26 protein-coding genes are annotated in these 24,983 nt (G+C 35.4%); 8 read left to right on the top strand and 18 right to left on the bottom strand.

Annotated elements, in window-relative coordinates; all coding sequences use genetic code 11:
- Window positions 1–259: 259 nt before the first annotated feature.
- The 7 genes from BGI23_RS28590 to BGI23_RS04775 form a co-directional block, all read right to left on the bottom strand.
- Window positions 260–1,477, bottom strand: a complete 1,218-nt coding sequence (locus BGI23_RS28590) for an S-layer homology domain-containing protein (protein WP_070805363.1) — start codon at window positions 1,475–1,477, stop codon at window positions 260–262.
- Between the two features lie 238 nt (window positions 1,478–1,715).
- Window positions 1,716–2,036: a nucleoside triphosphate pyrophosphohydrolase gene (locus BGI23_RS04800; RefSeq protein WP_070805362.1), complete on the bottom strand. Its 321-nt coding sequence runs from the start codon at window positions 2,034–2,036 to the stop codon at window positions 1,716–1,718.
- A 323-nt stretch (window positions 2,037–2,359) separates the two neighbouring features.
- Window positions 2,360–3,424 carry a DNA sulfur modification protein DndB gene (locus BGI23_RS04795; RefSeq protein ID WP_070805361.1) on the bottom strand — a complete coding sequence of 355 codons (1,065 nt, stop codon included), beginning with the start codon at window positions 3,422–3,424 and terminating at the stop codon, window positions 2,360–2,362.
- Window positions 3,417–4,502 (bottom strand): DNA sulfur modification protein DndB, encoded by a 1,086-nt coding sequence (locus BGI23_RS04790; protein WP_157441052.1) that lies wholly within the window; start codon window positions 4,500–4,502, stop codon window positions 3,417–3,419. Before BGI23_RS04790 ends, BGI23_RS04795 begins: the two co-directional genes overlap by 8 nt.
- Before the next feature lie 603 nt (window positions 4,503–5,105).
- On the bottom strand, window positions 5,106–5,849 hold the full coding sequence (locus BGI23_RS04785; RefSeq protein WP_070805359.1) for a MerR family transcriptional regulator: 744 nt from the start codon (window positions 5,847–5,849) through the stop codon (window positions 5,106–5,108).
- Between the two features lie 8 nt (window positions 5,850–5,857).
- Window positions 5,858–6,109 (bottom strand): hypothetical protein, encoded by a 252-nt coding sequence (locus tag BGI23_RS04780; protein WP_070805358.1) that lies wholly within the window; start codon window positions 6,107–6,109, stop codon window positions 5,858–5,860.
- Window positions 6,110–6,112: 3 nt separating this feature from the next.
- Window positions 6,113–6,451: a magnetosome magnetite crystal formation protein family gene (locus BGI23_RS04775; RefSeq protein ID WP_070805357.1), complete on the bottom strand. Its 339-nt coding sequence runs from the start codon at window positions 6,449–6,451 to the stop codon at window positions 6,113–6,115.
- Window positions 6,452–7,097: 646 nt separating this feature from the next.
- Between BGI23_RS04775 and BGI23_RS28535 the strand changes: the two genes are divergently transcribed.
- The 5 genes from BGI23_RS28535 to BGI23_RS28910 are packed head-to-tail and all read left to right on the top strand — an operon-like array spanning window position 7,098 to window position 8,202.
- Window positions 7,098–7,229, top strand: a complete 132-nt coding sequence (locus BGI23_RS28535; RefSeq protein ID WP_218921378.1) for a helix-turn-helix domain-containing protein — start codon at window positions 7,098–7,100, stop codon at window positions 7,227–7,229.
- A complete protein-coding gene (locus BGI23_RS28100; RefSeq protein WP_157441023.1) occupies window positions 7,226–7,417 on the top strand; it encodes a hypothetical protein in 192 nt (63 codons plus the stop codon). Before BGI23_RS28535 ends, BGI23_RS28100 begins: the two co-directional genes overlap by 4 nt.
- Window positions 7,402–7,794, top strand: a complete 393-nt coding sequence (locus tag BGI23_RS27025) for an IS3 family transposase (RefSeq protein WP_083322658.1) — start codon at window positions 7,402–7,404, stop codon at window positions 7,792–7,794. Before BGI23_RS28100 ends, BGI23_RS27025 begins: the two co-directional genes overlap by 16 nt.
- 9 nt (window positions 7,795–7,803) lie before the next feature.
- Window positions 7,804–7,983 (top strand): DDE-type integrase/transposase/recombinase, encoded by a 180-nt coding sequence (locus tag BGI23_RS28915; RefSeq protein WP_369805079.1) that lies wholly within the window; start codon window positions 7,804–7,806, stop codon window positions 7,981–7,983.
- 6 nt (window positions 7,984–7,989) lie between these two features.
- Window positions 7,990–8,202 (top strand): IS3 family transposase, encoded by a 213-nt coding sequence (locus BGI23_RS28910; protein ID WP_083322657.1) that lies wholly within the window; start codon window positions 7,990–7,992, stop codon window positions 8,200–8,202.
- A 49-nt stretch (window positions 8,203–8,251) separates the two neighbouring features.
- Here the strand turns inward: BGI23_RS28910 and BGI23_RS04755 are convergent, their stop codons facing one another.
- Together BGI23_RS04755 and dcm are read right to left on the bottom strand one after the other, a co-directional pair.
- The gene (locus tag BGI23_RS04755; protein WP_070805355.1) at window positions 8,252–9,763 is read right to left on the bottom strand and encodes an ATP-binding protein; all 1,512 of its coding nucleotides are present in this window, start codon (window positions 9,761–9,763) and stop codon (window positions 8,252–8,254) included.
- Window positions 9,764–10,085: 322 nt separating this feature from the next.
- Window positions 10,086–11,369, bottom strand: a complete 1,284-nt coding sequence (gene dcm, locus BGI23_RS04750) for a DNA (cytosine-5-)-methyltransferase (protein ID WP_070805354.1) — start codon at window positions 11,367–11,369, stop codon at window positions 10,086–10,088.
- Window positions 11,370–11,710: 341 nt separating this feature from the next.
- Between dcm and BGI23_RS04745 the strand changes: the two genes are divergently transcribed.
- Window positions 11,711–13,102, top strand: a complete 1,392-nt coding sequence (locus tag BGI23_RS04745) for a Sau3AI family type II restriction endonuclease (RefSeq protein ID WP_070805353.1) — start codon at window positions 11,711–11,713, stop codon at window positions 13,100–13,102.
- Between the two features lie 230 nt (window positions 13,103–13,332).
- Here BGI23_RS04745 and BGI23_RS04740 read toward each other — a convergent pair whose 3' ends face one another.
- From BGI23_RS04740 to BGI23_RS04725, 4 genes are all read right to left on the bottom strand, one after another.
- Window positions 13,333–14,001, bottom strand: coding sequence for a BglII/BstYI family type II restriction endonuclease (locus BGI23_RS04740; RefSeq protein ID WP_061660999.1), 669 nt, complete (start codon window positions 13,999–14,001; stop codon window positions 13,333–13,335).
- 138 nt (window positions 14,002–14,139) lie between these two features.
- Entirely contained in the window at window positions 14,140–15,108 is a 969-nt protein-coding gene (locus BGI23_RS04735; protein ID WP_070805352.1) for a tripartite tricarboxylate transporter substrate binding protein, read from the bottom strand.
- Complete coding sequence (locus BGI23_RS04730; RefSeq protein WP_070805351.1) at window positions 15,105–15,782, bottom strand: response regulator; 678 nt, start codon at window positions 15,780–15,782, stop codon at window positions 15,105–15,107. The genes BGI23_RS04735 and BGI23_RS04730 overlap by 4 nt, the downstream gene beginning before the upstream one ends.
- A gap of 19 nt (window positions 15,783–15,801) precedes the next feature.
- On the bottom strand, window positions 15,802–17,391 hold the full coding sequence (locus BGI23_RS04725; RefSeq protein ID WP_070805350.1) for an ATP-binding protein: 1,590 nt from the start codon (window positions 17,389–17,391) through the stop codon (window positions 15,802–15,804).
- Between the two features lie 224 nt (window positions 17,392–17,615).
- On the opposite strand from BGI23_RS04725, the gene BGI23_RS04720 reads away from it, so the two are divergent.
- Window positions 17,616–18,938 carry an MFS transporter gene (locus BGI23_RS04720; protein ID WP_070805349.1) on the top strand — a complete coding sequence of 441 codons (1,323 nt, stop codon included), beginning with the start codon at window positions 17,616–17,618 and terminating at the stop codon, window positions 18,936–18,938.
- Window positions 18,939–18,999: 61 nt separating this feature from the next.
- Here BGI23_RS04720 and BGI23_RS04715 read toward each other — a convergent pair whose 3' ends face one another.
- The 3 genes from BGI23_RS04715 to BGI23_RS04705 form a co-directional block, all read right to left on the bottom strand.
- A complete protein-coding gene (locus tag BGI23_RS04715) occupies window positions 19,000–19,293 on the bottom strand; it encodes a hypothetical protein (protein ID WP_369805078.1) in 294 nt (97 codons plus the stop codon).
- Window positions 19,294–19,555: 262 nt separating this feature from the next.
- Complete coding sequence (locus BGI23_RS04710) at window positions 19,556–20,533, bottom strand: ornithine cyclodeaminase family protein (RefSeq protein WP_070805347.1); 978 nt, start codon at window positions 20,531–20,533, stop codon at window positions 19,556–19,558.
- 19 nt (window positions 20,534–20,552) lie between these two features.
- Window positions 20,553–21,557 (bottom strand): proline racemase family protein, encoded by a 1,005-nt coding sequence (locus BGI23_RS04705; protein WP_070805346.1) that lies wholly within the window; start codon window positions 21,555–21,557, stop codon window positions 20,553–20,555.
- Between the two features lie 137 nt (window positions 21,558–21,694).
- On the opposite strand from BGI23_RS04705, the gene BGI23_RS28095 reads away from it, so the two are divergent.
- Window positions 21,695–21,937, top strand: a complete 243-nt coding sequence (locus BGI23_RS28095) for a YflJ family protein (RefSeq protein WP_130983616.1) — start codon at window positions 21,695–21,697, stop codon at window positions 21,935–21,937.
- A gap of 203 nt (window positions 21,938–22,140) precedes the next feature.
- Here BGI23_RS28095 and BGI23_RS04695 read toward each other — a convergent pair whose 3' ends face one another.
- Together BGI23_RS04695 and BGI23_RS04690 are read right to left on the bottom strand one after the other, a co-directional pair.
- Window positions 22,141–23,094: a TRM11 family SAM-dependent methyltransferase gene (locus BGI23_RS04695; RefSeq protein WP_070805345.1), complete on the bottom strand. Its 954-nt coding sequence runs from the start codon at window positions 23,092–23,094 to the stop codon at window positions 22,141–22,143.
- A gap of 132 nt (window positions 23,095–23,226) precedes the next feature.
- Complete coding sequence (locus BGI23_RS04690; protein WP_070805344.1) at window positions 23,227–24,816, bottom strand: N-acetylmuramoyl-L-alanine amidase; 1,590 nt, start codon at window positions 24,814–24,816, stop codon at window positions 23,227–23,229.
- Window positions 24,817–24,983 lie beyond the last annotated feature (167 nt).

The following is a 24,983-nucleotide window of genomic DNA, read 5'->3' as shown; positions in this document are numbered from 1 at the left end:
GGCGGGAGGTCCGGGTTTTTGGCGTGTTATTTCAAAATTTTTTTTGACTACTACTACGGTGTTTGTAGTTGTTTTTGTTTTGTTGTGTTTTTTCTTAGTGATTTATTACTTGGTAGGGGCTTGTAAGGGGCTTAGGAGGGGTTAGCATCATTCGTTTTTATAAACATACTCATTTTCTTATTTATGAATTAACACTCTTTACATGGCCTAATAAAAAAACGGGAGCATCTCTACTCCCGCTTCTCTCCTAATATGTAACTTAAGCTTTTCTTATCATTTGGTTATATAGGAATTGTACATACTGTTCACGTTTTACAACTGCATCTCCTGCGAACTTACCATTACCTACACCTATCGAAATTTTGTTTCCATATAAAATGCGAGTGTAGTCATATGCCCAATGACCTTTTGGTACATCTACATAGTTTTCATTACTTTGTGTCTCTAAGTTAAACGCCTTCTTCATTACAGCTGCCATTTCATAACGCGTTAAAGTATCTTTCGGTCTAAATTCCCCAGTACCGTCACCTACCATGATTCCCATACGACCTACTTTTTCAATATCCTTCTCGAACATATCACCTTTTGTATCTGTAAACATTGAACTACCCTGTACGTCCCCTAAATTCAGATAACGACTAATTAATGAAGCCACTTGACCTCGCGTTACATTGTCTCCAAGTCCAAATCTTCCATCACCGTATCCGTTAACCAAACCTTTTTTTGCTAAATCGTTAATTGCGTCTTCAGACCAATGATCTTTCGGGACATCTTTAAATACGGATTGTTTTCCATCTTCCTTCTTCGGTAGCACCTTTAACGTTCTCTCTTCCACAGTCAGATTTCCATCACTATCTTTAACCGTAAATTGTACTTTGTATGTCCCTTCTTGATTTAAATCTCCCAATAGCTTACCCGTTTTAGAATCAAAGACCTTAACCCGACTCGTTATATCTCCATCCTCAACATCTGTAGCTGTAACGTAATCAGGAGGATTGAACGTATCACCTACATGGGCAACCATCTCTCCATTCTTAAACGTAAAAGCAGGAACTCTATTATCTACAACATGAATAATAGCCTCTCCCTTACCTACAAACCTTGCTTTCCCATCATCATCTTTTCTATCTAAGACAAACACAACACGGTAGTCCCCCACCTTGTCTACATCCACTGAACTAAACTCATAATCTACATAATATTCTAGGCTTCGAAGCCCCTCTGGAGTCTGTACCTGTGCCTTCACACCAAGTAAATCTAGTAAATTATTTAGAACACCCGTTGTACCCTTTTTCATTGTATATTCTGTCTTATCAAACGTAATAGGTACGTTGTACAGCTTAATCCCTTGTACATTTGCAACCTCACTTACCTGCATAGTATCTACTGTTTGTGCCTGTACTCCGCCTGTTACCATCGTAACCGCCATTACAGCAGTTGCCGCAACTCCAGCTAACTTCTTATAATTTTTATTCATACTTAACCCCTCATCTTCATTATCATTTTATATACATTATACAATGCAAATTCTCTCCTGACTTAATTTAATTACAATTAATTCCACTTATCATCACCAAGGACATTAAACGAAAAACATTTCCATACAAAATAAAAGAACCTCTAAATAATAAAATGGAACTTGAATCCGTGCGGAGTATCCATCCCTCACGGATTGTGAATTAAGTCAATCAGGCTTTTACAGCCAGTTAAATCTATCACTTAACATCTTGTAAGAAGATTCTATTTTGGAAGCCACCTCGCTCTTCTGCTTTCTTTCTACGAATTTTATCTATTTCTTCTAGTGTCGTACCTTCGTATTCGGTTAGAGCGTTTATTAGTTCTAGTAGGTCGGATAGCTCTTCTAGTTTATGTTCTTTCGTTGTTGCTTCTAGGTATTCGATTAATTCTTCTTGTGTTTTTTTACAGATTTCTTTTATGTATTCGTCTTCGGGTAGGATTCTTGTTGTGGGTGTTTTTCCGTTAGCTTTTATTATTTGCGGGATGTTGTTTCGGATTAGTTTGTTGTAGGTTGGCATGGGCTTTCCCTCCGTTAGTTTTTTCTTCTATTCTTTGTACCAAACAATTTTCACTAAGGTGCTTTTACACTGTTGAAAAAATTTTAACTTGACAGTTACAATAAAAATCGTGGCTGTTAAATTAAACAACCACAATTTTCAAAGTTAACTTTTGTTAAAATCAGAAAAATAATATTCCATTTAGATTATCATGAGCATTTTTGAAAGGCATACTAAGAGTTGTGCCGCATTAGCTACACAACAATTTATGTTGTCTCACACCGAAATACTCTTAGCGTGACAATTTCCTTAGTGTGTTTTTTTATTTGCATTCTGTATCAACTTTAACTTTCTAACAAATAATGATTTAATGTAGATACTAACTCATTCGGTCTATTATCTGAAAAACCATAATACTCGTAATCTGTATTAACTCGTTGTTTCATTAGATATGATTGCCATATTGAATTAGATACACTCCAATCTATTAATTTCAACCGTTCTACTTCAGATTCCCAATCAGCGAACCACTTCACATCTTCTTTTGTTTCTAGGATTATCGCTTGATGTAAGTATATTGCCATAGATGTCTGCAAAACTTCATGCCCCAGTATATATTTCTTAACGTCTCCAGAATCAGAAGGAAGTACATCAAATAATATAGTGAAAAATTTCTCTAAAAAAATTAATATATCATCATAATTTTCCTTAAGAAGTTTCTCATTCTTTTTAGAAAGCTTTTGATTTGTACCAAAAAGCAAACTAATAATAAACGTTCTTAAACGAGCACTAGTAAAAAACAAAGTACTCGTAGGTCTTACTATCCGACTTTTATTAAACTCTACACCAGCTACCTGCAAAGCCTTACATGAAGAGTAAAGATCCCTTATTAAAACTCTCATAATATCTCTTGTATCATATTTAGTTACTAAGGACATGGAAACACGTTTAGCATTAGAATTAATATCAGCAAATAAAACCTTCTCATCTTCTTCTTTCAAATTAAAATAAATTTGAGCTGTTATACTACTATTTAATATTTCCTCTCTTCTCTTAGAATCATTCAAACTATTTAATAATTCTTCTAATCCTTTAATACGATGTTGTCCATCTAAGACTTTTAATTTTGATCCTAAGGGTATTGTTAACTCCTTTGAAACCTTATCATATAAATAAAGTGGATTTTCTTGAAAAGAAAATACGAGTGAAGGTAAAAAGATACCTATTTCAGAATCGTAAGAATTAATGTAACTAGAAATAGGTTTTAATCTATTATAATTCACATCCCTATTTACAGAATTATCAATCTTATAAATGTCCAGGATATCTCTGATAAAAATTTGTGTAGTCATCATACCCTTATTATTATTTATTATATTTATAATACCCTTTAATTTAACTTCAAACATTAATAGCTACCTCCCTAAATTTCAAAAAATCTTCAAGTAAAAGATCACAAATTTGAGAAGTAGTCCTAGTACCCACATTAATTCTAAACTTTTTTGTTTTCGGGTTATATGGAATACCTACTTGTTTCAATTTTTTATTTTTATGAGACCAATCAAATGAAAAAATAACATGTTTAAAAAATTCTTCCATATCAAATATCTCATTATCTTTTTTTAACAGATAAACAGCTTTAGCAATTCCTTTTAATACATTAGGATTCATAATAATATATTTATTTCTATCTAACCCTTGATCCGGTGCATATTTCACTAGTAATGTCAAAAAATTCTCTACATTCATTTTAAACGAATCATAATTCCCAGCATTTAATTTACTATTACTACCTTTAATAACAACAATACCCTCATTTAATGTAAGTACTAAATTATATAAAGTAAATGCTGTCATTAATTTCGTCTTTGTTGTTTTGGCTCTAACTTCAAATTTGTCTGAGGAAATAGAAGAATGATTGTAGATTACACTTTTAACTAATTTACTACACAAATCATTATCTTTATACATAACTAATAAAGTATTGCTAACTGGAGAAGACTTAGTATTAACATCTGTAAATAACTGCTTTTCTTGATCTAAAGTCAAATTCGTAAATACTTGAATTGTAAAAGGAAAATTCTTTATATAATCTAATTTCCTTTTATCTTCTGGATAATCACTCAATTCTAGTCTTTTCTTTATTACTTCAAAAGCTTTTATTCTATGTTGACCATCTAAAACTATCATACTATCATTAGTTCCAATCGAAAATTCATTAGTTCTAACATTAAAAATTCCTTTTCCCCTTGCCGAAAAAATTAAAGGTGGAAAATATATATCATTTCCATCTAGACCATATTGTATATACTTAGATATTGAGGCGACCTGCTTTTCCAGCATATCACGTTGTACAGATCTATCGATTTCCAAAAATTTCAATACATAATCCACACTACATTGTAAAGAAATCACTTCTTGTCCAAATTGATTGCCCTTAGTTCCAAACATTGTTAGATAATTAGTTGAATTATCTGATATACTCATTAAATCCACTTAAAAACCCTCCTCTGTGTCCTGAAAATTTCTCCGCTTCATATTAAATTATAACAAAAATACCCAATTAAGTTGAATCATTTATATATTTCTCTATAAATTGGATAGGCTGCACGATAAAATAAGGGCACATGCTAATGTGGGATGTCACCATCGAACTTTTATACCCACATTGAAACTACAATTAGTGAATTTTCACAAAAATAAAAAAACTCATAGGTATTGCACGTAAATATAACATGACGCCTTCAACATGAAAGTGTTAGATTAAAAATTATACAGCAACCGGATTGTTCATTGCGAAAGATAGTCGAACAGAAAAAGAAGAACTGGCTCAATTACGTAAAGAAAACCACTGTTCATTGATAGAGAACAACATTTTAAAGCAACGCTTATTATGAGACAAAAATAGATGTGACTCATAATATAATGGTCACATCCATTCGATATTAATAATGTATGACGTCCTCAATATTCCGACAAGCACATATTACTTACCACGCCTATTAAAACAGCAAATATCCACTTAAAAGGGCAGTTGACCTGTGTCTCACTTATCAAATTCCAGATGAAATAGAAAGTGAAGCAATTTAACTAGGTGTTAAACTGCTTTACTGCTTCTTTTATATAGTTTTCTTCTTCAGTTGTGAAGAGCGTTGGGAATTCGGCTAATGGGATTTTTGATTGTTTGATTATATCCTCTATATCGCTTTGAGGTGTCTCAAAATAGTTCGTTACTTCTTCTATTACATTGAAAAATTCCTTCAAGGTAACTTGAACGTCTTCATGACTCGAATCCCTCTCTTCTTCCTTATACTTTTTCAACTCCCCTATTACATCCATAAATCGCCGATCGAACTTTTCTTTTAATTCCTTATTATTATAAAAAGCTTGAACACTATCCTTCGAAAAATGTTCCTCTAGCCATTCTTTATTTTCTTTCTCCCATATAAAAGTTTGCAGAAATGAAGAAAACAAAGCAACATCCACTCGTTCTTCCTTTTGAAACTTCTTCGTCATCTCATCCATATGCGAAAGCACCTTCGCAATTCTTTCTTGCTCCGCCAAAAGCAATTCCCTTTGAAAATGTATTTGTCTTAAAAATTCTTCCGTCTCAATATCACGCTGCAATATAATATTTTGAATTTCCCCAAGCGAAAAACCGAGATGCTTAAACGATTGAATTTGCTGCAGCACATACAAATCATCTTTCGTATATAACCGATGTCCGCCTTCAGTATAATCATTCGGCTTTAATAAATTAATCTTGTCATAATAACGAAGCGTCCGCACCGTAACATCCCCAACACTTGCAAACTCACTAATCATCCACGCCATATCATCACCTACTCCGATAACTTCTCTTTCACGTACTGAAGCATATGAGAAAAACTCATCTCATTCTGCCTACAATATTGAAACAAACCTACAACAAGCAATATAAAAGGAACATTCCTTCTATAACGATGTTCATACTCACTAATACCATCATAAAAGTACTCATACTTTCTTTTTCGTAAAATAATATAAATCGCAATAAACAACACTGCAATCATGATAAAAATTCGCTTTCCCCTTATCTCCACTTCTTGTTTCATCGCCTATTCTCCTTCCACGATATACTTATCTTCTTTAAATAACGGAATTCGAATGAAATAACGATACGGTTCATCGCGTATTACTTTCCACGCAACAATGATTACTTGAACGACCTCAAAGGGAAATACAATCCAAAATAAAACATCACTAATACGCGAACTAATATTAAATAGAAGAAAAATTAACAAATGAAAGTTGAACGCCTTTCGGCAATGATATTTGTACACCTCATTTTTCCGTGCCAGCGTGATGTACATGAGTAGTGGTGAAAAGATTCCTATTGCAGCTGAAAGTAGTAGCATGATGATGGTGTTTCTTTTTTCTTTTGTGGTAGTTTTCATGAGTAGTTTGGTCCCCCTTTTTGATTTGTCTTCTTTAGGTTAGGGGGTGACGTTGGGGGAGATGCAAGAAATAAACTGTAATTAATTCTGAAAAATAGACACAATGAAATATCTTACATACTTCGTTGTGTCTATTTACCTCATAAAAAACTAATTATCTATCAAAAAACATTTGAAATAAATACTGCAGCCAAAATAACATACATGTAATAAATATCCCAAACACTACATTTTCATTAAGCTTCTTAAAAATAGCACTCCATTTAACTACAATATATTGATTCACAACACACCAATAGCAGAGAAACAAGATTGAGATACCAGTCAAAGGAATCATAAAATTCACCGCTCTTCCCCCTTTCATTTTTATGATTCACCTATTATATCTCTACTAAATTAAAAGATCAACTGTATATATCCTCTTTAAATACTAAGGATTTATCTAGTCACGAATTCCCCCCACATTAATCTCTATGAAAATCACTTGAAAATTAAAAGAACTTGACAAGGGAGGCCTCCTACTTTTTCAAAGATTCAACACGATTAGTAATACAAAAATCAAATGAACCCGAAGAGTGGTACATGAAAAAACACCTCCGTATATTCGTATTTAAATTAAATACGAATATACGGAGGTGTTTCTTTTATGGGAACGAGAAAATCTTATTCAGAAGAAATTAAATGGAAAGCAATCGAGCTGAAAAAACAAGGATACACAAACAAAGAAATTATGGAACAATTAGGAATTAAAAATAAAGCACAGATTAAACTTGGATGAAGTGGCATCGTGAAGGTGAAACGTATCGTTTTAGTCGCCCTGTAGGAAAACAAAGTACGCTACAAAAGATTAGTGAAGAAGGCATAACTGAAATCGAGAAACTTCAAATAAAGAATCGGAAATTAAAAATGCAACTAGATAAAAAAAAAAAGTACCACGAAATCGAGAGGAGTTGGTTAAAGAAGTAGTTGTAGAAGTAGTGGAGTTGATCAAAGATGAGTACTCCATTAAAGAGATATGTATATTAATTGGTATACCTCATTCTACTTATTATCGATGGAAAAATAAAGCAAAAGATGTAAAGGAAGCAAAATTAGAACAGGCTATTTTGACAATTTGTATGACAAATCACTTTCGATATGGCCATCGAAAAGTTACTGCTTTATTGAAACGAAAATATAATTATCACCTAAATCGAAAAACTGTACAAAAAATAATGCAAAAGAAAAGTTTACAATGTAGGGTCAAAAGAAAAAGAAGAACCTGGATCAATAGAGAAAGTAGAATTGTTATAGAGAATCTCTTAAATCTAAACTTTCAAGCTAACAAGCCAAATGAAAAATAGGTTACAGACATTACATATTTGCCATTTGGTACAGAGATGTTGTATTTATCAATTATGATGGATTTATATAACAATGAAATCATTGTGTATGAAATAAGTAACAGACAAGACGTAACACTTGTCTTAAACACAGTTGAGAAGGCAATCAAACTAAAACAAAAGACTCAAATTATACTACATAGTGATTAAGGGGCCGTGTATACCTCCTACGCTTTCCAAATATCCCGTAAAGGAAATTGTCTTGATAATGCCGCAATAGAATCTTTTTATTCCTCATTGAAATCTGAATTATTTTATTCACAAGAAAAACAACTCCTTCACGATTACATTGAGTATTATAATATGGAACGTATTCATGAAAAGTTACACTACCTGTCTCCTATAAAATACAAGAAACAGGTAGCATAGTTTTTTTCATGTACCACTATTCGAGTTCACTTCACTTGTTTTTTATCTTTTACCTTAATAATGTATTTAAGTTCAATGCCATTATATTCTTAAACTCCTCAATCATATCGAGTGTTTCATCATTCATAATATTTAGTTCAGCTGTTGCCAAAGAGTAAATCATAAAATCAATTGAAGTAGATAATGTTTTGTCATCCTTTGTACCAATTACAAAGCGCTCATAGAAAGGGTGATCAATATTCCAGACAATCACCGTTGTTTTCCCTTCCATTCTAGCTTCATAAATATGACCAGCCTTACCATCATGCTGCGCCTCAAATCTCACACGAACATTTTCACGAGGCTTACGCGAAACCTTATCTTTCCCTCTTACACCATCTTCTTTCCTTTTATTATTGATCTGCTTTCCAGTATCATCCGATGGCTTTGGTGTTTTTAATAAAGGCGCTTTCTTATTAATATGACGTTCTGATTCCTTATGATCTATGTCCTGTGCTTCTTTTGCCGCTTTTCCCCTCTGTAACATCCGCCTAATAGCAATTATTTGATGCTTCACATCAGCCTGAATTTTATCAAAAATCGATTGTTCTAAATTCACACCATTCTTCTGAAAGTTAACCCCCATATTTTCATCAAGTGCAGCAGAGAAATAAATTTCTCCACGAAACCTATTAAGTTGTGGATGTCGAGTGTAAAGATCTAGCACTGAGCCCTTTTCAATTTCACGATTGTTACGCATCACATAAAAACCTTGAGTTGATGCATTAATTTTTCGAGATAAATTACCCGCTACCCCAAAATCAGGAAGAATTCCTAAACGTACACGAATTGTTTCCTTCTTCTCAATCCCTTCTTCATCTTTAATAGTAAATTCATATTCCTCATCAGAATAAATTTCTCCACCTTCAGATAACATGTAAATATCATCTGCTTCTACTTTTTTTCCATTAACATAAAATTCTCGCCCTGCGTTAATGTACTCACGAAACGTGCGTCCTATATCCTTCATAAGTTGAGAAGCAAAATTATTCAACTTTTTATTCGTAATTTTGTCACAATCAATCAATCTAATAACAGTACCTTGATCCTTCTCGTCTAAATGTACATTAAAGAAGTCTATATCTTCCTTTTCTGGTTCTCCAATATATTTAACGAAAGCATTTTCATTAATAATTTCATCTATATCCTGAGCTGCCTTTAAAATTGCTTGAGATTTTAATTGTTTCGTTATCACCTCTACACGGCGAGCGATTGAAATAGATGCTGTAGAAAGACCCATTCCAAATTTCCCTAATTCTGTTGTGATATCACGTTCAACAGCCGATCCTAAACGAAGAGATTGATCTAACACATCAAAATTCATACCATATCCATTGTCTATAATAGATATTACAATAAGACCATCAATACTTTCGATTTTCACAATAATTTTATCTGCTTCCGCATCAAGTGCGTTATCAATAAGATCATTGATAGCGGATATATTGTTATACCCTAAATTGCGTAATGCCACAATAAATAAACCTGCGTTTGGACTATTCTCACGATTATGTTTAACCATGAACCAACACTTCCTTATCTTATTAAATTTGTCTTGAAAATAAAAAGGTCTGCTCCTAAAAGGACAGACCTCACCTACGTACATGAAAAGTTATGAAACACCTTTAATAAAACTAGGAACTCTTAATTTTTTGCACGTAGACTCGGTACTATACCAAATCTAATTACATTTTAATATAAGACCCCATGAATAAAAATATAATCCGACAAAAAACCAAAAATTACCACATATAAATAACCTTCTATTTATCTACTTCGTACATTTATTCTTTACAAGAAAAAAAGTATAGTGAACTAATTCACTATACTCCTTTCCTCATTTATTAAAATAAACTCAACTGCACAATACTATCCATCTTCTCTTCTTCTTTGTTAATCTCTAAAATCCTTTGACCCATTCGCTCCACCAAATCAACCACTAAAGCATTTCCCATACAAAAATATCTATTTCTTTGTGGCATACCTGTATTTGTCCAGTCCATCGGGAAACCATTTAACAATTCACATTCAACTGGTGTTAAATATCTTAGTCTTTTTGTATAAGGATCCTCAATGACATGTGAACTTCTATTACATGTTCCTTCACTTGTTAACATTGTACGCCCAGGCTTATTTAAATCATCAGGGAAAGCCATTCCTCCCTCAGAGTAGAAATATTTATGACCTGTCGCCTTTGATACTCTTTCTTCTTTTTTAGGACCTTTAAGATACTTAAGTTCCTCAAATTCAGTTCTGCCCTTTTTGTTAACCTTATCCATTTTCAAATAATATGATTCATCTGCAGGACCAAATTTATCATATACCTTTTGAACAACTTCACCTAAAGTCTCTGGACTCTCAGTTACTGGAACTAATTCTTCCGTATATACTTGTCCATCCATCATTACGCCAGAATTATAGTATTCAGCTTTAAATGTATCAGAAACCTCAATAATATCGACTGGCAACTCAAATTGCCCTCTTTTTTTGTTTTCTTCAGGTGCTTCATGCACATTAAAAATTGGAGCGAAGAATCCATTTTTACACAATATCTCTAAAGGCTTCATTTTACTTTGAACAGATGTGAAATGAGATTCTTTTAAATACGCAAAAATAAATACTCTTCGTCTTCTTTGAGAATTCCCATAATCCGCAGCGTTAATAACTCTCCATTCCACTACATATCCTGCATCTCTAAAGCTCGCCAGCATAATAGAAAAATCACGACCTCTTTGTTTTGCTGGTGACTTTAATAATCTATCTACATTCTCTAACAAAACAAATCTTGGCTTACGAGAATTAACTATGTTCATTATCTCCCAAAAAAGAACACCTTTTTTCCCTTGTATTCCTTTTTCATTTGATAAAGTACGTGCTACAGAATAGTCTTGACAAGGGAATCCACCTACTAATAAATCATGCTCAGGTATTTCCGGCCAAGCTTCTGCTATATCTCTATTTACATGTATTCCTTTATTTTCAAAGCGAGTTGCATAACAATTAAATGCATGTTGTGCTTTAGTTGAGGGCTCCCACTGGTTTCCCCAAAGAACTTCAAAGTTTTCGTTTGCTTCTAGTCCTAATCTAAAACCTCCTACTCCCGCGAAAAGTTCTACTACTTTCACCATAAATACACGAACATCCTTTCGGTATTTTATTTATCTATGCTTCATTATAATAAAAAGTGAGGAAAAGATCAACTATAACATTTTAGGAATCATATTTTTTTACAGTTCCTTTTTTGACTTGTAACCGTTAAGAAAATAATTCGTTACTATATCAATAGTATAAACGAAACAAATCGCCTTGAATAGATCCAATATAACTGTTCTTTAATAGAACAAACTGACTTTTCCTTCTTATAAATTTTACTTGTATAAAATTGAAACAGCTTTTTATTATAGCATAGATTTAATATGTATTGTTTAAAATCATACAACGCAGCACTGGATACAGAAAGGAGTTTATTATGGACTATACTACAATAGAAGAACTAATGAAAAAAGCACATGAAGCTGAAGGAAAAACATTTGGTGAAATTGATTCCACTAACCGACTGGCAAATGCTAAATCGAAAGGTGGACTAGGGCAAGTAATCGAAGAAAGCTTTTTTGGATATGAAGTCAATTCAAACGCAGAAGCTGACTTTAAACACCTTGGTATTGAACTTAAAGTAACTGCATTTAAACAAAATAAAAACGGTTCATTATCTGCCAAAGAGCGGCTAGTCTTAAATATTATCAACTATATGGAAGAAGTTCATACACACTTTGAAACCTCAAGCTTTTGGAAGAAAAACGAAAAACTACTATTAATGTTCTATGAATGGGTACCTGGTGTAGACCGTAAAGATTTTCACATTACAAAAAGCCTTTTATTCACCTATCCCGAAGCTGATTTAGAAATAATTAGACAAGACTGGGAAACCATCGTAAATAAAATTCGTGCCGGCAAAGCACATGAATTATCTGAAGGTGATACAAACTATTTAGGAGCTTGCACTAAGGGTTCCAATAAAAATTCACTTCGCTCACAACCGTATTCTGAAATTCCAGCAATGCAAAGAGCTTTTTCGTTAAAGCCTTCTTATATGACAGCACTAGTTCGCAGGTATCACCTAAACGAAGAACTAGTAAGTTTTACAACAACAAATGAACTAAAAGGAAAATCTTTAGAAAAAATCCTTTATTCAAAATTTGAAAATTACATAGGCTTAACTGATCAAGAAATCGCTCAAAAATTATCTATTGATTACAAACCTACAACCAAAAGCTTTGTTCCACTATTAGTAAGCTCTTTACTTGGCATCAAAGGAACTCGACTCGATAAAATTGAAGAATTTGCGAAAGCTAATATAGAATTTAAAACAGTTCGTTTAGAGCCCAACGGTAAACCCGAACAAAGCATGTCATTTGAAACAATCGATTTTCATCAATGGACAAACGAATCATGGGAAGAAAGCGAAATTAGAGAACGCTTCTATCAAACCAAGTTTTTATTCGTAATTTTTGAATTTAACCAAACAAAAAAAGAAAATCCAAATCGTAAACTCTACTTTAAAGGTATTAAACTTTGGAACATGCCTACTCCTACAATAGAAAAAGAAATACGTGAACTATGGGAAGAGGTTAATAAAGTAATACATGAGGGTATTCAAATCGAATATAAAAAACGCGGTGATAAAGTCGTCGAAGCAAATAACCTACCAAAAATAAACTTCAACGGTGTCGCGCACATTAGACCAAAAGCCCGCAACGGTGCCGATAAAGTAACTTTACCTGATGGCCAGCAAATTACAAAGCAGTGTTATTGGTTAAATAATTCATACATAGCTGATATTATTACTGATAAAAAATCATAAGGATTTAATTTATAAAGAAATTACCATTCATGATAAAAAGCAGATATCAATTTTATCCCTAAAGATATCTGCTTTTATCAATTTGTTACGATTTTACAAATAGTATCTCTAATGACCGATTATCTAGTTATTCCAACATTAATTGAAGTTGAAATCCCTAATAATATAATTAATAATTGATGAATATTCAAAAAAAAATCCCAATAAAAATAACTACTTTCCCTAACCTTTTATACTTTTAAATCATTTATGTATCCTTTCACTATCTCACAATGCTGAGGATATGTATCTTTTAGTGCTCCTTTCAAAACTTTTAAATCTTCTGTAATATCTTTTACATTCCAGGCTGTAGAGCCATCATCAAAAAGTCCAATAACTAGTGTTGGAACAGTAACAGAGAGTTTTGCAGCTGGTATTTCCCTTATTGTTTTTTCATAATTTGAAACACCACTATCAATTCTCTTACAAAGTTCATAAGAAGGAACAATTAAAATACATATATCTGTTAAATCATAAGAAAAGCTAAGTTGAAACTTGAAGTAGTTACGATAACTGGAAGCAACGTTACCAAACTCAACTTCAATTTGAAGTTTAAGAATAACTTCTCCTGTATCAGGATCAATATAGTATTTTCGAAAATCAGAGCGTAATGCATCATCAGATGTATTCGGTGTAGCTCGAGGCTCTTTTTCCCAGCCAAGCTCTTCGAATCTCAAAAGAAAATAAGTATTCATTATCTGCTGTATAACTTCCAGCTGTGACTGACTGCCCGATTTCCCCTTGTATATTGGAACAGGGCAATCACGACAAACCATTATCAATTCGTTATATGCAGCTTCAAAACGGGGATGTTGCAAAATCTCTTCTGCATACCTATAAGAATATGTTTCTACTTTCATTTTTCTATCTCCCTAAATATCTTAGTTACAATACTTCTCTAGCATTCAATTAATTTGCTACTCCCAAAGTATACCTTAAAATTCAGCATTATTAACGTTGAATATACTAATTTTTACAAACAAACCAATAGAAAGGTGTTAATTACTAAATCCAACCATTCCCCCATACCACCCACTACTCTCCTCCAAAAACCCCCTAGCCTCCCCACTCCCCTTATAAAAACTCTCCCAACCCCGCTCCCTCAAAACCCCCTTCCAACTATCACTCTCCACCATCCTCTTAATCACACCATCCCAATAAGCAACCTCTTCCTCCGTCATATCCTTCGGGCCCATAATGCCTTTCCAGTGCTGGAATATGACGTCGATGCCTTGTTCTTTCCATGTTGGGATTTCTGGTAGTCGATCTAGTCGTTTTGGTGCGGATACGGCTAGTATTTTTATTTTGCCGGCTTTGTATTGTTTTTCGGCTTCGGATAGGGTCATGGTTGCGGCGCCTATTTGTTTGTTCGTTAGGGCGTTTATGATTTTTTCTTTGTTTTCGTAGACGAAGAATTGTAGTTCGGCTGGGTTTATGCCGAATGCTTTGCTTACTTGTACGAAGGATAGGTGATCGTCATTTCCTAGGCCGGGGGCAACGCCGATTTTGAAGTTTTTCTTGTCTTGTTTTAGTTGTTCCATTAGTTCGTTTGCGTTATCTATGGTGCTGTCTTTTGATACGACAACGACTTCCCAGTCCGATGCTAATGTTGCGAGCGGCGTGAAGTCTTTATATGTTAGTTTACTGTGACCTAGTAGGTTGTTCGTTATGAGTAAGCTTGAGTTAATCGCCAGTACGTGACCGCCTTTTTGTTTCGTATATTTCCATCCGACATCACCACTACCACCTACTTTGTTTGTGACAGTAATTGGTTTTGTGAAGATTTTTTCTTCTGCGAGCGTTTTTTGCATTGCCCGTGCTGTTAAGTCCCATCCTGCTCCTTGAACGTTTGGCGCAACGATTTCTACTTTGTCGATATTCACTTTATTTGTTTCGGATTTCTCCGAGGAACAACCCGCTATTACTCCTGTCATGATCCATATACATAGTAATAATCGTTTTTTCATAGCCCTCGTCCTATTCGATATTTTCGTTCTGGTCGTCCAATTATTCCGTATGTATATTCTACTGTGCACTCGTTGGTCGCTACTAAGTATTCTAAATATCTTCTTGCGGTTGTTCTGGAGGCCCCCATTTGTTCTCCCATTTCTTCTATTGTAATGCCCTCTTCGAATCCTTTTATAATGCCTTTCACTTTTTGCAGTGTTAACGGATCAACACCTGTCGGTAAGTTTTTTATATCTTGTGTTTGCGACATACCGAAGAAGTTATCGATTAGTGCTTGATTCACTTCATTGTTACTATGTAGTAATTGCTTCTTTCTTTTATAGTCTTCAATTGTGCAAACGAATTTTTCTAACGTGACCGGTTTTATAAGGTAGTTACTTACGCCGTTTCGGATTGCTTTTTCTAGCATATGGTTTTCATTCGCTGCAGTAACCATAATGACGTCAACGTTTGGAAAGTCAGCGTGAATTTTCGGCAATAAGTCTGTTCCGATTCCGTCTGGTAAGTAATTATCTAATAGAAGCAAATCGATTTCTTCCTTTTGTAGTAGTTCCATCGTTTCTTTTGCATTTAATGCTTTTCCAATCACTTTTACGTCCTTTATTTTTAATAAAAACTCTTCCTGAATTTGTGCGATGCGGAAATCATCTTCTGCAATTGCAACCTTCAACATATATCCATCCCCCTATTTGTCATGTACTTTCTCTCAATGTTTTCGGAAGGTAAATTGTAAAAATAGCTCCCCCATTTTTCTCGTTTTGAATTTCAATCGTTCCTTCTAGTACATCTACCATTTCTTTCACATTTGCTAGTCCGTAACCACGATTGTTTCCTTTCGTTGAAAATCCTTTTTGAAAAATGGTCGTTATTTTTTCTGCCGGTACTCCTATCCCGCTATCTATCACTTCAAATACAATATCGTGTCCAATATCCGTAACGAAGAAGGAAACACTCTTTTCCTCTCGTTCACTCACCGCATCAAATGCATTGTCGATTATGTTTCCAAGAATCGTAATAAGGTGCGAAACTTTTATATGGTCTGGTAATGGATGAAGCGCACTATCTCCTTCAATATGAAAATCAATTTTCTTCTCAGACGCTGTTCCGATTTTTCCTAATAAAATAGCTTGTACTTTCGCATCGTGAATTTGATGGAATAAAATATGGTTTTGGCTTTGATGAATATTAGATTCTTGCTGGATAAATTCAATCGCTTCTCTGTAGTGCCCTAACTGAAGTAATCCTGATAAGACGAAAAGTTTATTTGTAAATTCATGTGTTTGAGCGCGTAAGTCCTCTGAATACTTTCTTACCTCAGATATTGTATTCACTAAATTTTGCAGTTCTGTTTTATCTCTAAAACTGCATACAACGCCTACCGTACTGTTATTTTCGAGTATCGGCGTCATGTTTAAAATAAACACCTTATCTTGAAATGCGATTTCTTGATCGTTTTCTAGTACTCTCTCCATATGAAATTCCGGTAAAACTTTTGAAATGTGCTGCTGCATATAATCACCATTTACATGTAGCATCTCTTCTGCCGACGTATTCATCATCGTAATAAAACCGTTTTGATCAATGGCGATAATCCCTTCTTTTATAGATAGTAGTATTGCGCTTCGCTCCCGGTATAGCGCTGCGATTTCATTCGGCTCTAAACCGAGTGTATCTTTACGAATGCTACGTGCTAAAAGAATGCCACCAACAATGCCCGCTAATAATACAGCTAAAGAAAAGAGTGTAATTTCTTTCGTTCTGCTCAATATGTTAGATTCAATGCCTTTTATTAAAAACTCCACTGTCACAACACCTACTACTTGATCGTAATCTCCGTTATGAACAATAATCGGTGCTTTCGCCATTAAAGCCGGACCACTTACACTATTTCCTTCGAGTGTATAATAACCACCAAAAGTGAGTGCTTCATAGTTATATGGATTGTTACTCTTTGTACCAATCAACTCCGAATTAGAATTCGAATACATAATCCCATAGCTATCTTCTATAATGACAGTATCGGCACCAGCTTGCTCACGAACTTGTTCCGCAATGGATTGAATCGTACTTTTATGCTCATTATTTTGAAAAGCTTCTTTTATAGCTGGCATAAAAGATAGAGATTTAGCTGTTTGCAGTGCTAACTGTTCCACTTGACGCTTCGTATCAACGGACTGAATGTAAACAAATATTCCTGCTAATAGGAGAACGACAAATAAAATTAACGCGATAATTAAGCTTACTATTTTCGTTTGTAATGACACTTTGCGTGATTTTTTCATACCCCATACCCTTTGATAAAATATTCAAAACTATCAATCTCCTTTTTCTATTATTATGACAAAACGAATAATGAAGCAACTATTAAAAATATCCATGTTCATAAAGTACAAAAAGAATAAAATTGTCATAATATTGAGATTTCATTCTACAAACAGTACAATTCAACTATAATGAACACGCTTTCATAATTATCATTTTATTTATAGCACGGGGAGGAATTAGTATGGCTCAAGTAAAATCAAACCGAGTCGCCGGCAATATTTTCAAAGGTTCTGTCGGTAATTTAATTGAATGGTACGACTGGTACGTTTACTCTGCTTTCGCTGTTTACTTCTCAGCAGAGTTCTTTCCTAAAGGCGATCCAACGAGTCAATTATTGAACACAGCAGCTATTTTCGCAGTTGGATTTTTAATGCGCCCTATCGGAAGTTTATTAATGGGGCGTTATGCAGATCGGCACGGACGCCGGGCAGCATTAACGCTTTCGATTACAGTTATGGCAGGTGGTTCTTTCATTATCGCCTGTACACCTAGTTACGAAAGCATCGGTATTATGGCACCAATTATTTTAGTTCTTGCCCGTTTACTACAAGGATTATCACTTGGCGGAGAGTACGGAACTTCCGCAACGTATTTATCTGAAATGGCTAGTAGTGGACGCCGTGGTTTTTATTCCAGCTTCCAATATGTAACGCTCGTTGCTGGACAAATGGTTGCGTTAGGCGTTCAAATTGTTCTTCAGCAATTACTAAGCGAACCAGATATGAAAGCTTGGGGATGGCGCATTCCGTTCATTATTGGAGCGATGGGTGCAGTAGCTGTATTATGGCTTCGCCGCACGATGGATGAGTCGGAGCAATTCGCAAACATTAAATCACAAAAACGCGAAAGCGCAGGAACCGTTCGCACTCTTATGAAACACCCGAAAGCAGTATTAACAGTAGTCGGCCTAACACTCGGAGGCACTGTTGCATTCTATACGTACACAACATATTTACAAAAATTCATGGTAAACACAGTCGGTCTTCCGAAAGAAGTTGTAAGCTGGATTAACTTTGTCGCACTACTTATATTCGTCGTACTTCAACCGATTGCAGGGCTACTATCCGATAAAATCGGACGCCGTCCACTATTAATGGCATTCGGTATTCTCGGAACGTTACTAACAGCACCGATCTTCTTCTTTATGGAAAAAACGACAGAACCAATCGTAGCATTTTTACTTATGATGGTCGGCCTCATCATCGTTACTGGTTACACATCGATTAACGCAATTGTAAAAGCAGAACTCTTTCCAACTGAAATCCGTGCACTAGGCGTAGGTTTACCATATGCACTAACCGTTGCAATATTCGGCGGAACAGCAGAATTCATCGCTTTATGGCTAAAGAGTATCGGAATGGAGTCATTATTCTACTTCTACGTAGCCGGATGTATCGCGATCAGCTTTATTACGTATTGGCGTATGGATGAGTCATCGAAGACTTCGCAGATTGAGGCGGAGCTTGGTGGTGGGGATACATTCGTTAATAATAAATCTAGCTAGAAAAAGGCACCTTAAGGTGCCTTTTTCTCATTTGAATTTATTATTTGAGCAATCTAATCGTTTACCTTTGATCCTTAAATCCCCAACCAGAGACTAAATAGTTTTGCGTTTTGTTTATCGTAACGCGGATTACCTTTTTCTTATCATTTTTAGAATAACCTTCTACATCAATAAAACCTTCACGTACTCCATGTAAAATCTCAGCTTTAGTAACTACAAGATCTATATTTTCTTTATCCTTCATGTGATTTATTGCTACTTTCGAAGCTTTATCTTGCGTAATATTTTTGCTGTACATTGTATAAAATATGTAGCCTATTATTAATAATAAAATTGTTAAAATAGCAATATTCATCCTGTTTTTCTTATTCAATATACCCTCTCCTTAAGAAGATTTATAATATAACTATAAATCTTTTTTAAGACGATGGAAATGCTAGTAGTGGTTATGGCGATACTGTACAGCAGTTATAAAATTTAGAAACCTGTAGAAATAAATGACTCAGTTCTTCATAACACCTAAAATAACTTTGATGCAACTCTTTATTTCTATTGGAAAGGACCAAATGTTATTACCCCTCAACCCCAAATTAAAAAGACCACCAAAAGGCGGCCCCTCAAAACTCAATCCTATTCCCCACCCCATTCTCCACCGCTCTCTCATACAAATACTTCGCCACAATAATATCCACTACCGCCAAACCAACCGATTTAAAAACAGTAATCTCTTCATCATTTTCGCGACCGGCTTTTTCTCCGCTTATAATTTGACCGAGTTCGGCGTGGAGGTTGCTAGCTTCGAATAGACCTTCTTTTATCGGAACTTGAAGGTCCCCTGTCTCTTCTAATGCTGCTTCTTTCGATTCTACTACTACTTTGTTTGCGCCCGCAATGGCATGGGATGGTAGTTCTTGCATGTTCGGTTTGAATGAGCCGACGGCGTTTACATGGACGCCTTTTTGTAGTTTTTTTGAGAAGACTGGTGTGGATGCATTCGTAGTTGTGACGATGATATCTGCTTCGCTTATTGCTTCATTTGCATTTTTGTGAACATAAGCAGGTGTATTGAATCTCTCTTGTATATATTGCGAGAATGCGTATGCTTTTTCCTCTGTTCGATTGTATAACATGACTTTTTCAATATTTCTAACCGCAAATACTGCTTCAGCAATTCCCTTTGCCTGTTCTCCTGTCCCGATGATGCATAAAGTTTTTGCGTTATGACGAGCTAAATGTTTTGTCGCTACTCCTGATAATGCGCCTGTTCGAATCATCGTTAAGTAGGATCCTTCTAAAAGTGCGAGCGGTTCTCCTGTTTGAAAGTCTGATAGCATCACAATCCCGTTTATTGTTTTCCTTCCTATCTTTTTGTTCTCAGGGACTACTGTTACTACTTTTAAGCCAATTGCCTCAAGCCCTTCTGCGACTGAAGGCATAATTAATGCCGTATTTTGCTCGTTCGCAAATGGTAACGAACCGCGAATTGGCGTGATTGTTCTTTCTGCGGAAAATTCTTTTAAGGCAAGCGCCGCGTATGCAATGACTTCATTCATATTTACTAAGTTTCGTTGTTCGTTCGCGCTTATGACTAGCATATCTTTCCACCTCCTTCTTCTATCCTAACAAAAATCCCCGATTCAAATCATCTCTCGGGTCTATAACGAACTGATGAAATCCTGTAATAAATGCATGCCCCGTTACTTTCGGAACGACAGCTTCATATGTATGTACCGCTGTTACCGACAATACTTCCCCTTCGAATTTCCCGTCAGTAATACATTCGTGGACGAAAATTTCTCCCTTTTGCAGGGCATCTTTTGCAAAAAGAGTTGCGATTCTTGCGGAAGTTCCTGTGCCGCAAGGAGAACGGTCTACTTGCCCATCAGCGAAGATTGTTACATTTCGTAACGTTGCGTCTTCCCCTTTCGGTTCATCTGAGAAAATAACGCCGTATATTCCTTTTAATCCTTCTTCAAGTGGATGCTTCACTTCCATCTGACTCTCAATGTAGCGCTTAATTTTACCGCCCCACGTTTGAATAGCAGCTAAGTCTTTAAAATCAACTTTCAAACCAAATTCTTTACTATCCACAACAGCGTAAAAAGCTCCGCCAAATGCGATATCTACTTGAAACTCATAGTCATCTATTTTAATAGGAACATCTTTTTTGTATACAAATGAAGGAACGTTTTCAAATGATACGGACTCTACTTCACTTCCCCTATATGTTGCGTACGCAATGACTTCCCCAGCAGGGCTATCAATAATGAACTTTTGTTTCTCACCTGTCACTTCAAACATACCTGTCTCAATTCCGACTGTAATAACAGCGATAATGCCGTGTCCACACATCGTACTCCATCCTTCATTGTGCATAAATAACACACCAAAATCAGCGTGAGCACTCGCAGGCGGAGTAATAATACAACCGTACATACCGTGATGTCCTCTCGGTTCATACATAAGAACCTCGCGAAGATGATCCAAATGTTCCATGCAATATGCACGTCTTTCTAGCTGCGTTTCTCCCTTTATTTCTGGCACGCCTCCTGTAATAATTCGAAGTGGTTCCCCAGCTACGTGAGCATCAATTGTCGTATACACTTTACTAACCTTCATTTCCATCTCTCCCCTATATGTTGATACTCTTTTTATTGCAAATATCATGCCAACGCATAGGGTATAAATTTGTATACATTGTTTAAAAAAGCATACACTACTGTCTATTTTTTTATACACGATCCAGAAGCTATTTTATGGAACCACTTGATACAGCCAGGCTTATTATTTTCACTGGAAAGTTACTTCCACCCCCAACATATACTGTTCAAAAGCAAAAAGGAAGTGATCCAATGTACTACGGAACAAAAGGCTGGTACGTAGCTGAACTAAAAAAATTAGGCGTGCGTTATCATGAAGGACGCAAACTAGAAAGTTACCGCGGACACATCTTGCGCAATTTACTACTTGCACAACAAGAGAAATTAAAAGAACGGTAATATACTAATGTAACGATATCGACGATTCTCGGAATATATCAGCGATTTCACACAATATATCGGCGATTTTTTAAATTTATCGACGATTCGACATGGAATATCGACTTACCGACAAATTTCGCCAAATCCCTTCTCCATTCCACCAACCAATCACACATCAAACCACCATAAAAAAGGTCACCCAAACGGGTGACCTTTCTTCCTTATTCACAAACAAGAATTTGTCTAGAAAATGTTCCTTTTTTTGTAGTGCAGCGATCTATAATTTCAAATCCTGCTTCATGAATCATATCGTCCATTGTTTCCATTGTAACAACGACTACCTTTTTAGCAATGCGGCGCGCGCTTGAAAGAATGGAGAGCTGATTTTCTGGTGTTGCATGCGTAAATAAGTCATATGGCATGTCGATAATTGCGACGTCGTAATTATCCGTAATCTCCTCGATCGGGCCTTTCGTTATCGTCCCATCGAATCCGAAGTGTGCAATATTTTCTCTCGCTCCAATCGCAACGAGCGGGCTTATATCTCTACCAACGATGTTAATTCCCATCGAAAGAGCTTCTACTACAACCGTTCCAATGCCGCAGCACGGATCAATCGCTCTTACTCCCTCTGGATTTGGCACCGCAATATTTGCAACGGATCTTGCAACGCGTGTGCTAAGAGATGTCGAATAGCTACGTGGTTTTTTTATATGATGATACCAAACTGGCTTACTCTCTACATAATGTCCAAAATACCAACGTCCGCCTAATGGAACAATACCAAAAGTACGCTCTGGATTGCGCACATCTGCTTCCGCATCAATACAATCTCCAATACGTCGTTCAATGATACGCCTTTCCGCATACTCTATTTTATTTTCCCCCTCAAGATCATTGATTTTCACGAAGATAACTTTAAACGTCATTTCTCCTAATTCAATTTCCTTTACTTGTTCCAAAATACTTTCTAAGTCGTCTCCTTCATACATAACCTCAACGCGCTCTTTCATAAAAGGACTTCTACTCGGGTCAATTTTGACATCACTTTTCAAAATATTAATGTGGGACTCCATTCCAAAGAACGAGCGCATTTCCAAGTAACATAAAGCACGCTCCTCCTCACGAAATGCATACGTATATATACATGCAGGTGTTTTCCTATGATTATTCAATCTATGATCATCCTCTATATCGTTATAATTACAATACTTTCTTATGTAAAATTAAATGATATCACATGCCTGAAATAAAGAGAAACGTTAATAAATAAAAGAGACTGCCTATTGGCAATCTCTTTTAGTGTATTAACGGAAAGAAGATACGTTATTACCCTTTGCTTCGTAATAATCTAAAATACCTTGATAAATCGCTTCTGCTGCACTTTGCTTCTGTGCTGGTGTAGCGAGTTTATTTGCATCATCCTTATTATCTACAAATGCTAATTCTGCTAATACAGCTGGCATTGTATTATATTTTACTACGTACCAATTATCCTTTTTCACACCACGATCTTTTGTTCCAAGAGCTGCTACAAGGCGCTTTTGAATTTTTTCTGCTAATAAGCGACTGTCTTCCGTATGTGGATTCGTTGATCTTGTCGGTGCTGCTGCATAATAGAATGTTTCTGTACCATGTCCATCTTTACCTGTAGAACCGTTACCGTGAATACTTACGAAAATATCACCATTATTTTCATTAGCAAATTCTACTCTTTTTCTTAAAGAATCACTAGAATCTACTCCTGGGCGTGTATCGTTCGTACGTGTTAACTTAACAGTAAATGGTGTCTTTTTCTCAAATAGTTTTTGTAATCGTAAAGATGTATCTAATACGATTTGACTTTCTTTCTCGTAATAACCAACATTACCCGAGTCAATTCCACCGTGACCTGGATCAATAATAATTGCTTTACCTTCTAAGAAGTTCTCTTGTTTTACTGGGTTTAATTGATTTTTATCAACCCATTGGAAACCAGCGCCTACGCGGATACGAATCCAGCTTCCACTCTCTTCCATAACCGTTACTGTTTGTGCATTATATGTACCTAGCACTTTAGAACTATGTGAAGCTGTTTCATAAGTAGTAAATCCTTCATTAATCGTTTCTGTTTTTTCTGTTAGAGGTGTCCACTTCTCACCTTTACTTGTTACAATTTTTAACCAGCCGTCTGCTCTTTGTTCTTTCACTACAACCATTTGTGGCTTATGCTGAACATCAGTAATACCAGATGATAATGATGGTTGATGATATGTAATAAAGTTTCTGTTCATATACATTCTTTTTGATGTATCTGTTTTATTTTGATCAGCCATCGCAATAAACTGAGCTGCTTCTGCACGAGTTACAGTTCCTTCAGGCTCCCAGCCATTTCCCGTACCTTTAGAAATCTCTAAAGCTACTAAAATATTAGCTTGTTTCTTACCCCAATGAGGTTCCAAATCTTTAAACTGTGTTGGAAGTTCTCCAATAATTTTCTTATCTAATGAGTATGCTTGTACTAACATAGATGCCATAGATGCACGGTTAATTTGGCTTGATGGATTAAATTTACCAGTACCATCTCCACTAATTACACCTGCTTTTTCCACTGCAGCAATGTACGGAGCTGCCCAATGGTTTTGTGCATCTTTAAAAGATGGCTTTGCTTTTGGATCAATTGGTAAACCAAGAACGACTGCTAAAATTTTTGCAGCTGATCCTCTATCTACTGCTTCAGATGGAGAAAACGTTCCATCTGGCTTTCCATCAAGCGCCTTTTTTCCTACTAAATAATCAACTGATTCTTGCGCCCATGAAGGAACATCCGAAAACTTCTTCGCTGCTGCGAAACTACTTACTGGAGACGATAATAAACTTGCGGCTAAAATACCTGCCGCGACTGCACGATACTTCATAAAAAATAATACTCCTCTCGACAATCATCTTTTAATAACGCGTAATCTTAATATATAAATTTCGACAAATTCGAACAAAAAAAATTAGTGCGCCTCTATTATTTTATAATACTCGAATTATGTAGTAAACCTACTTTCTTAATATTGTAAAATAAATTACAATTAAT

It is taken from the genome of Bacillus sp. ABP14, from assembly GCF_001831375.1.
Taxonomy (GTDB): Bacteria; Bacillota; Bacilli; order Bacillales; family Bacillaceae_G; genus Bacillus_A; species Bacillus_A paranthracis.
The sequence above is the reverse complement of the archived record's forward strand: the minus strand, read 5'-3'. Positions and strand labels throughout refer to the sequence as shown.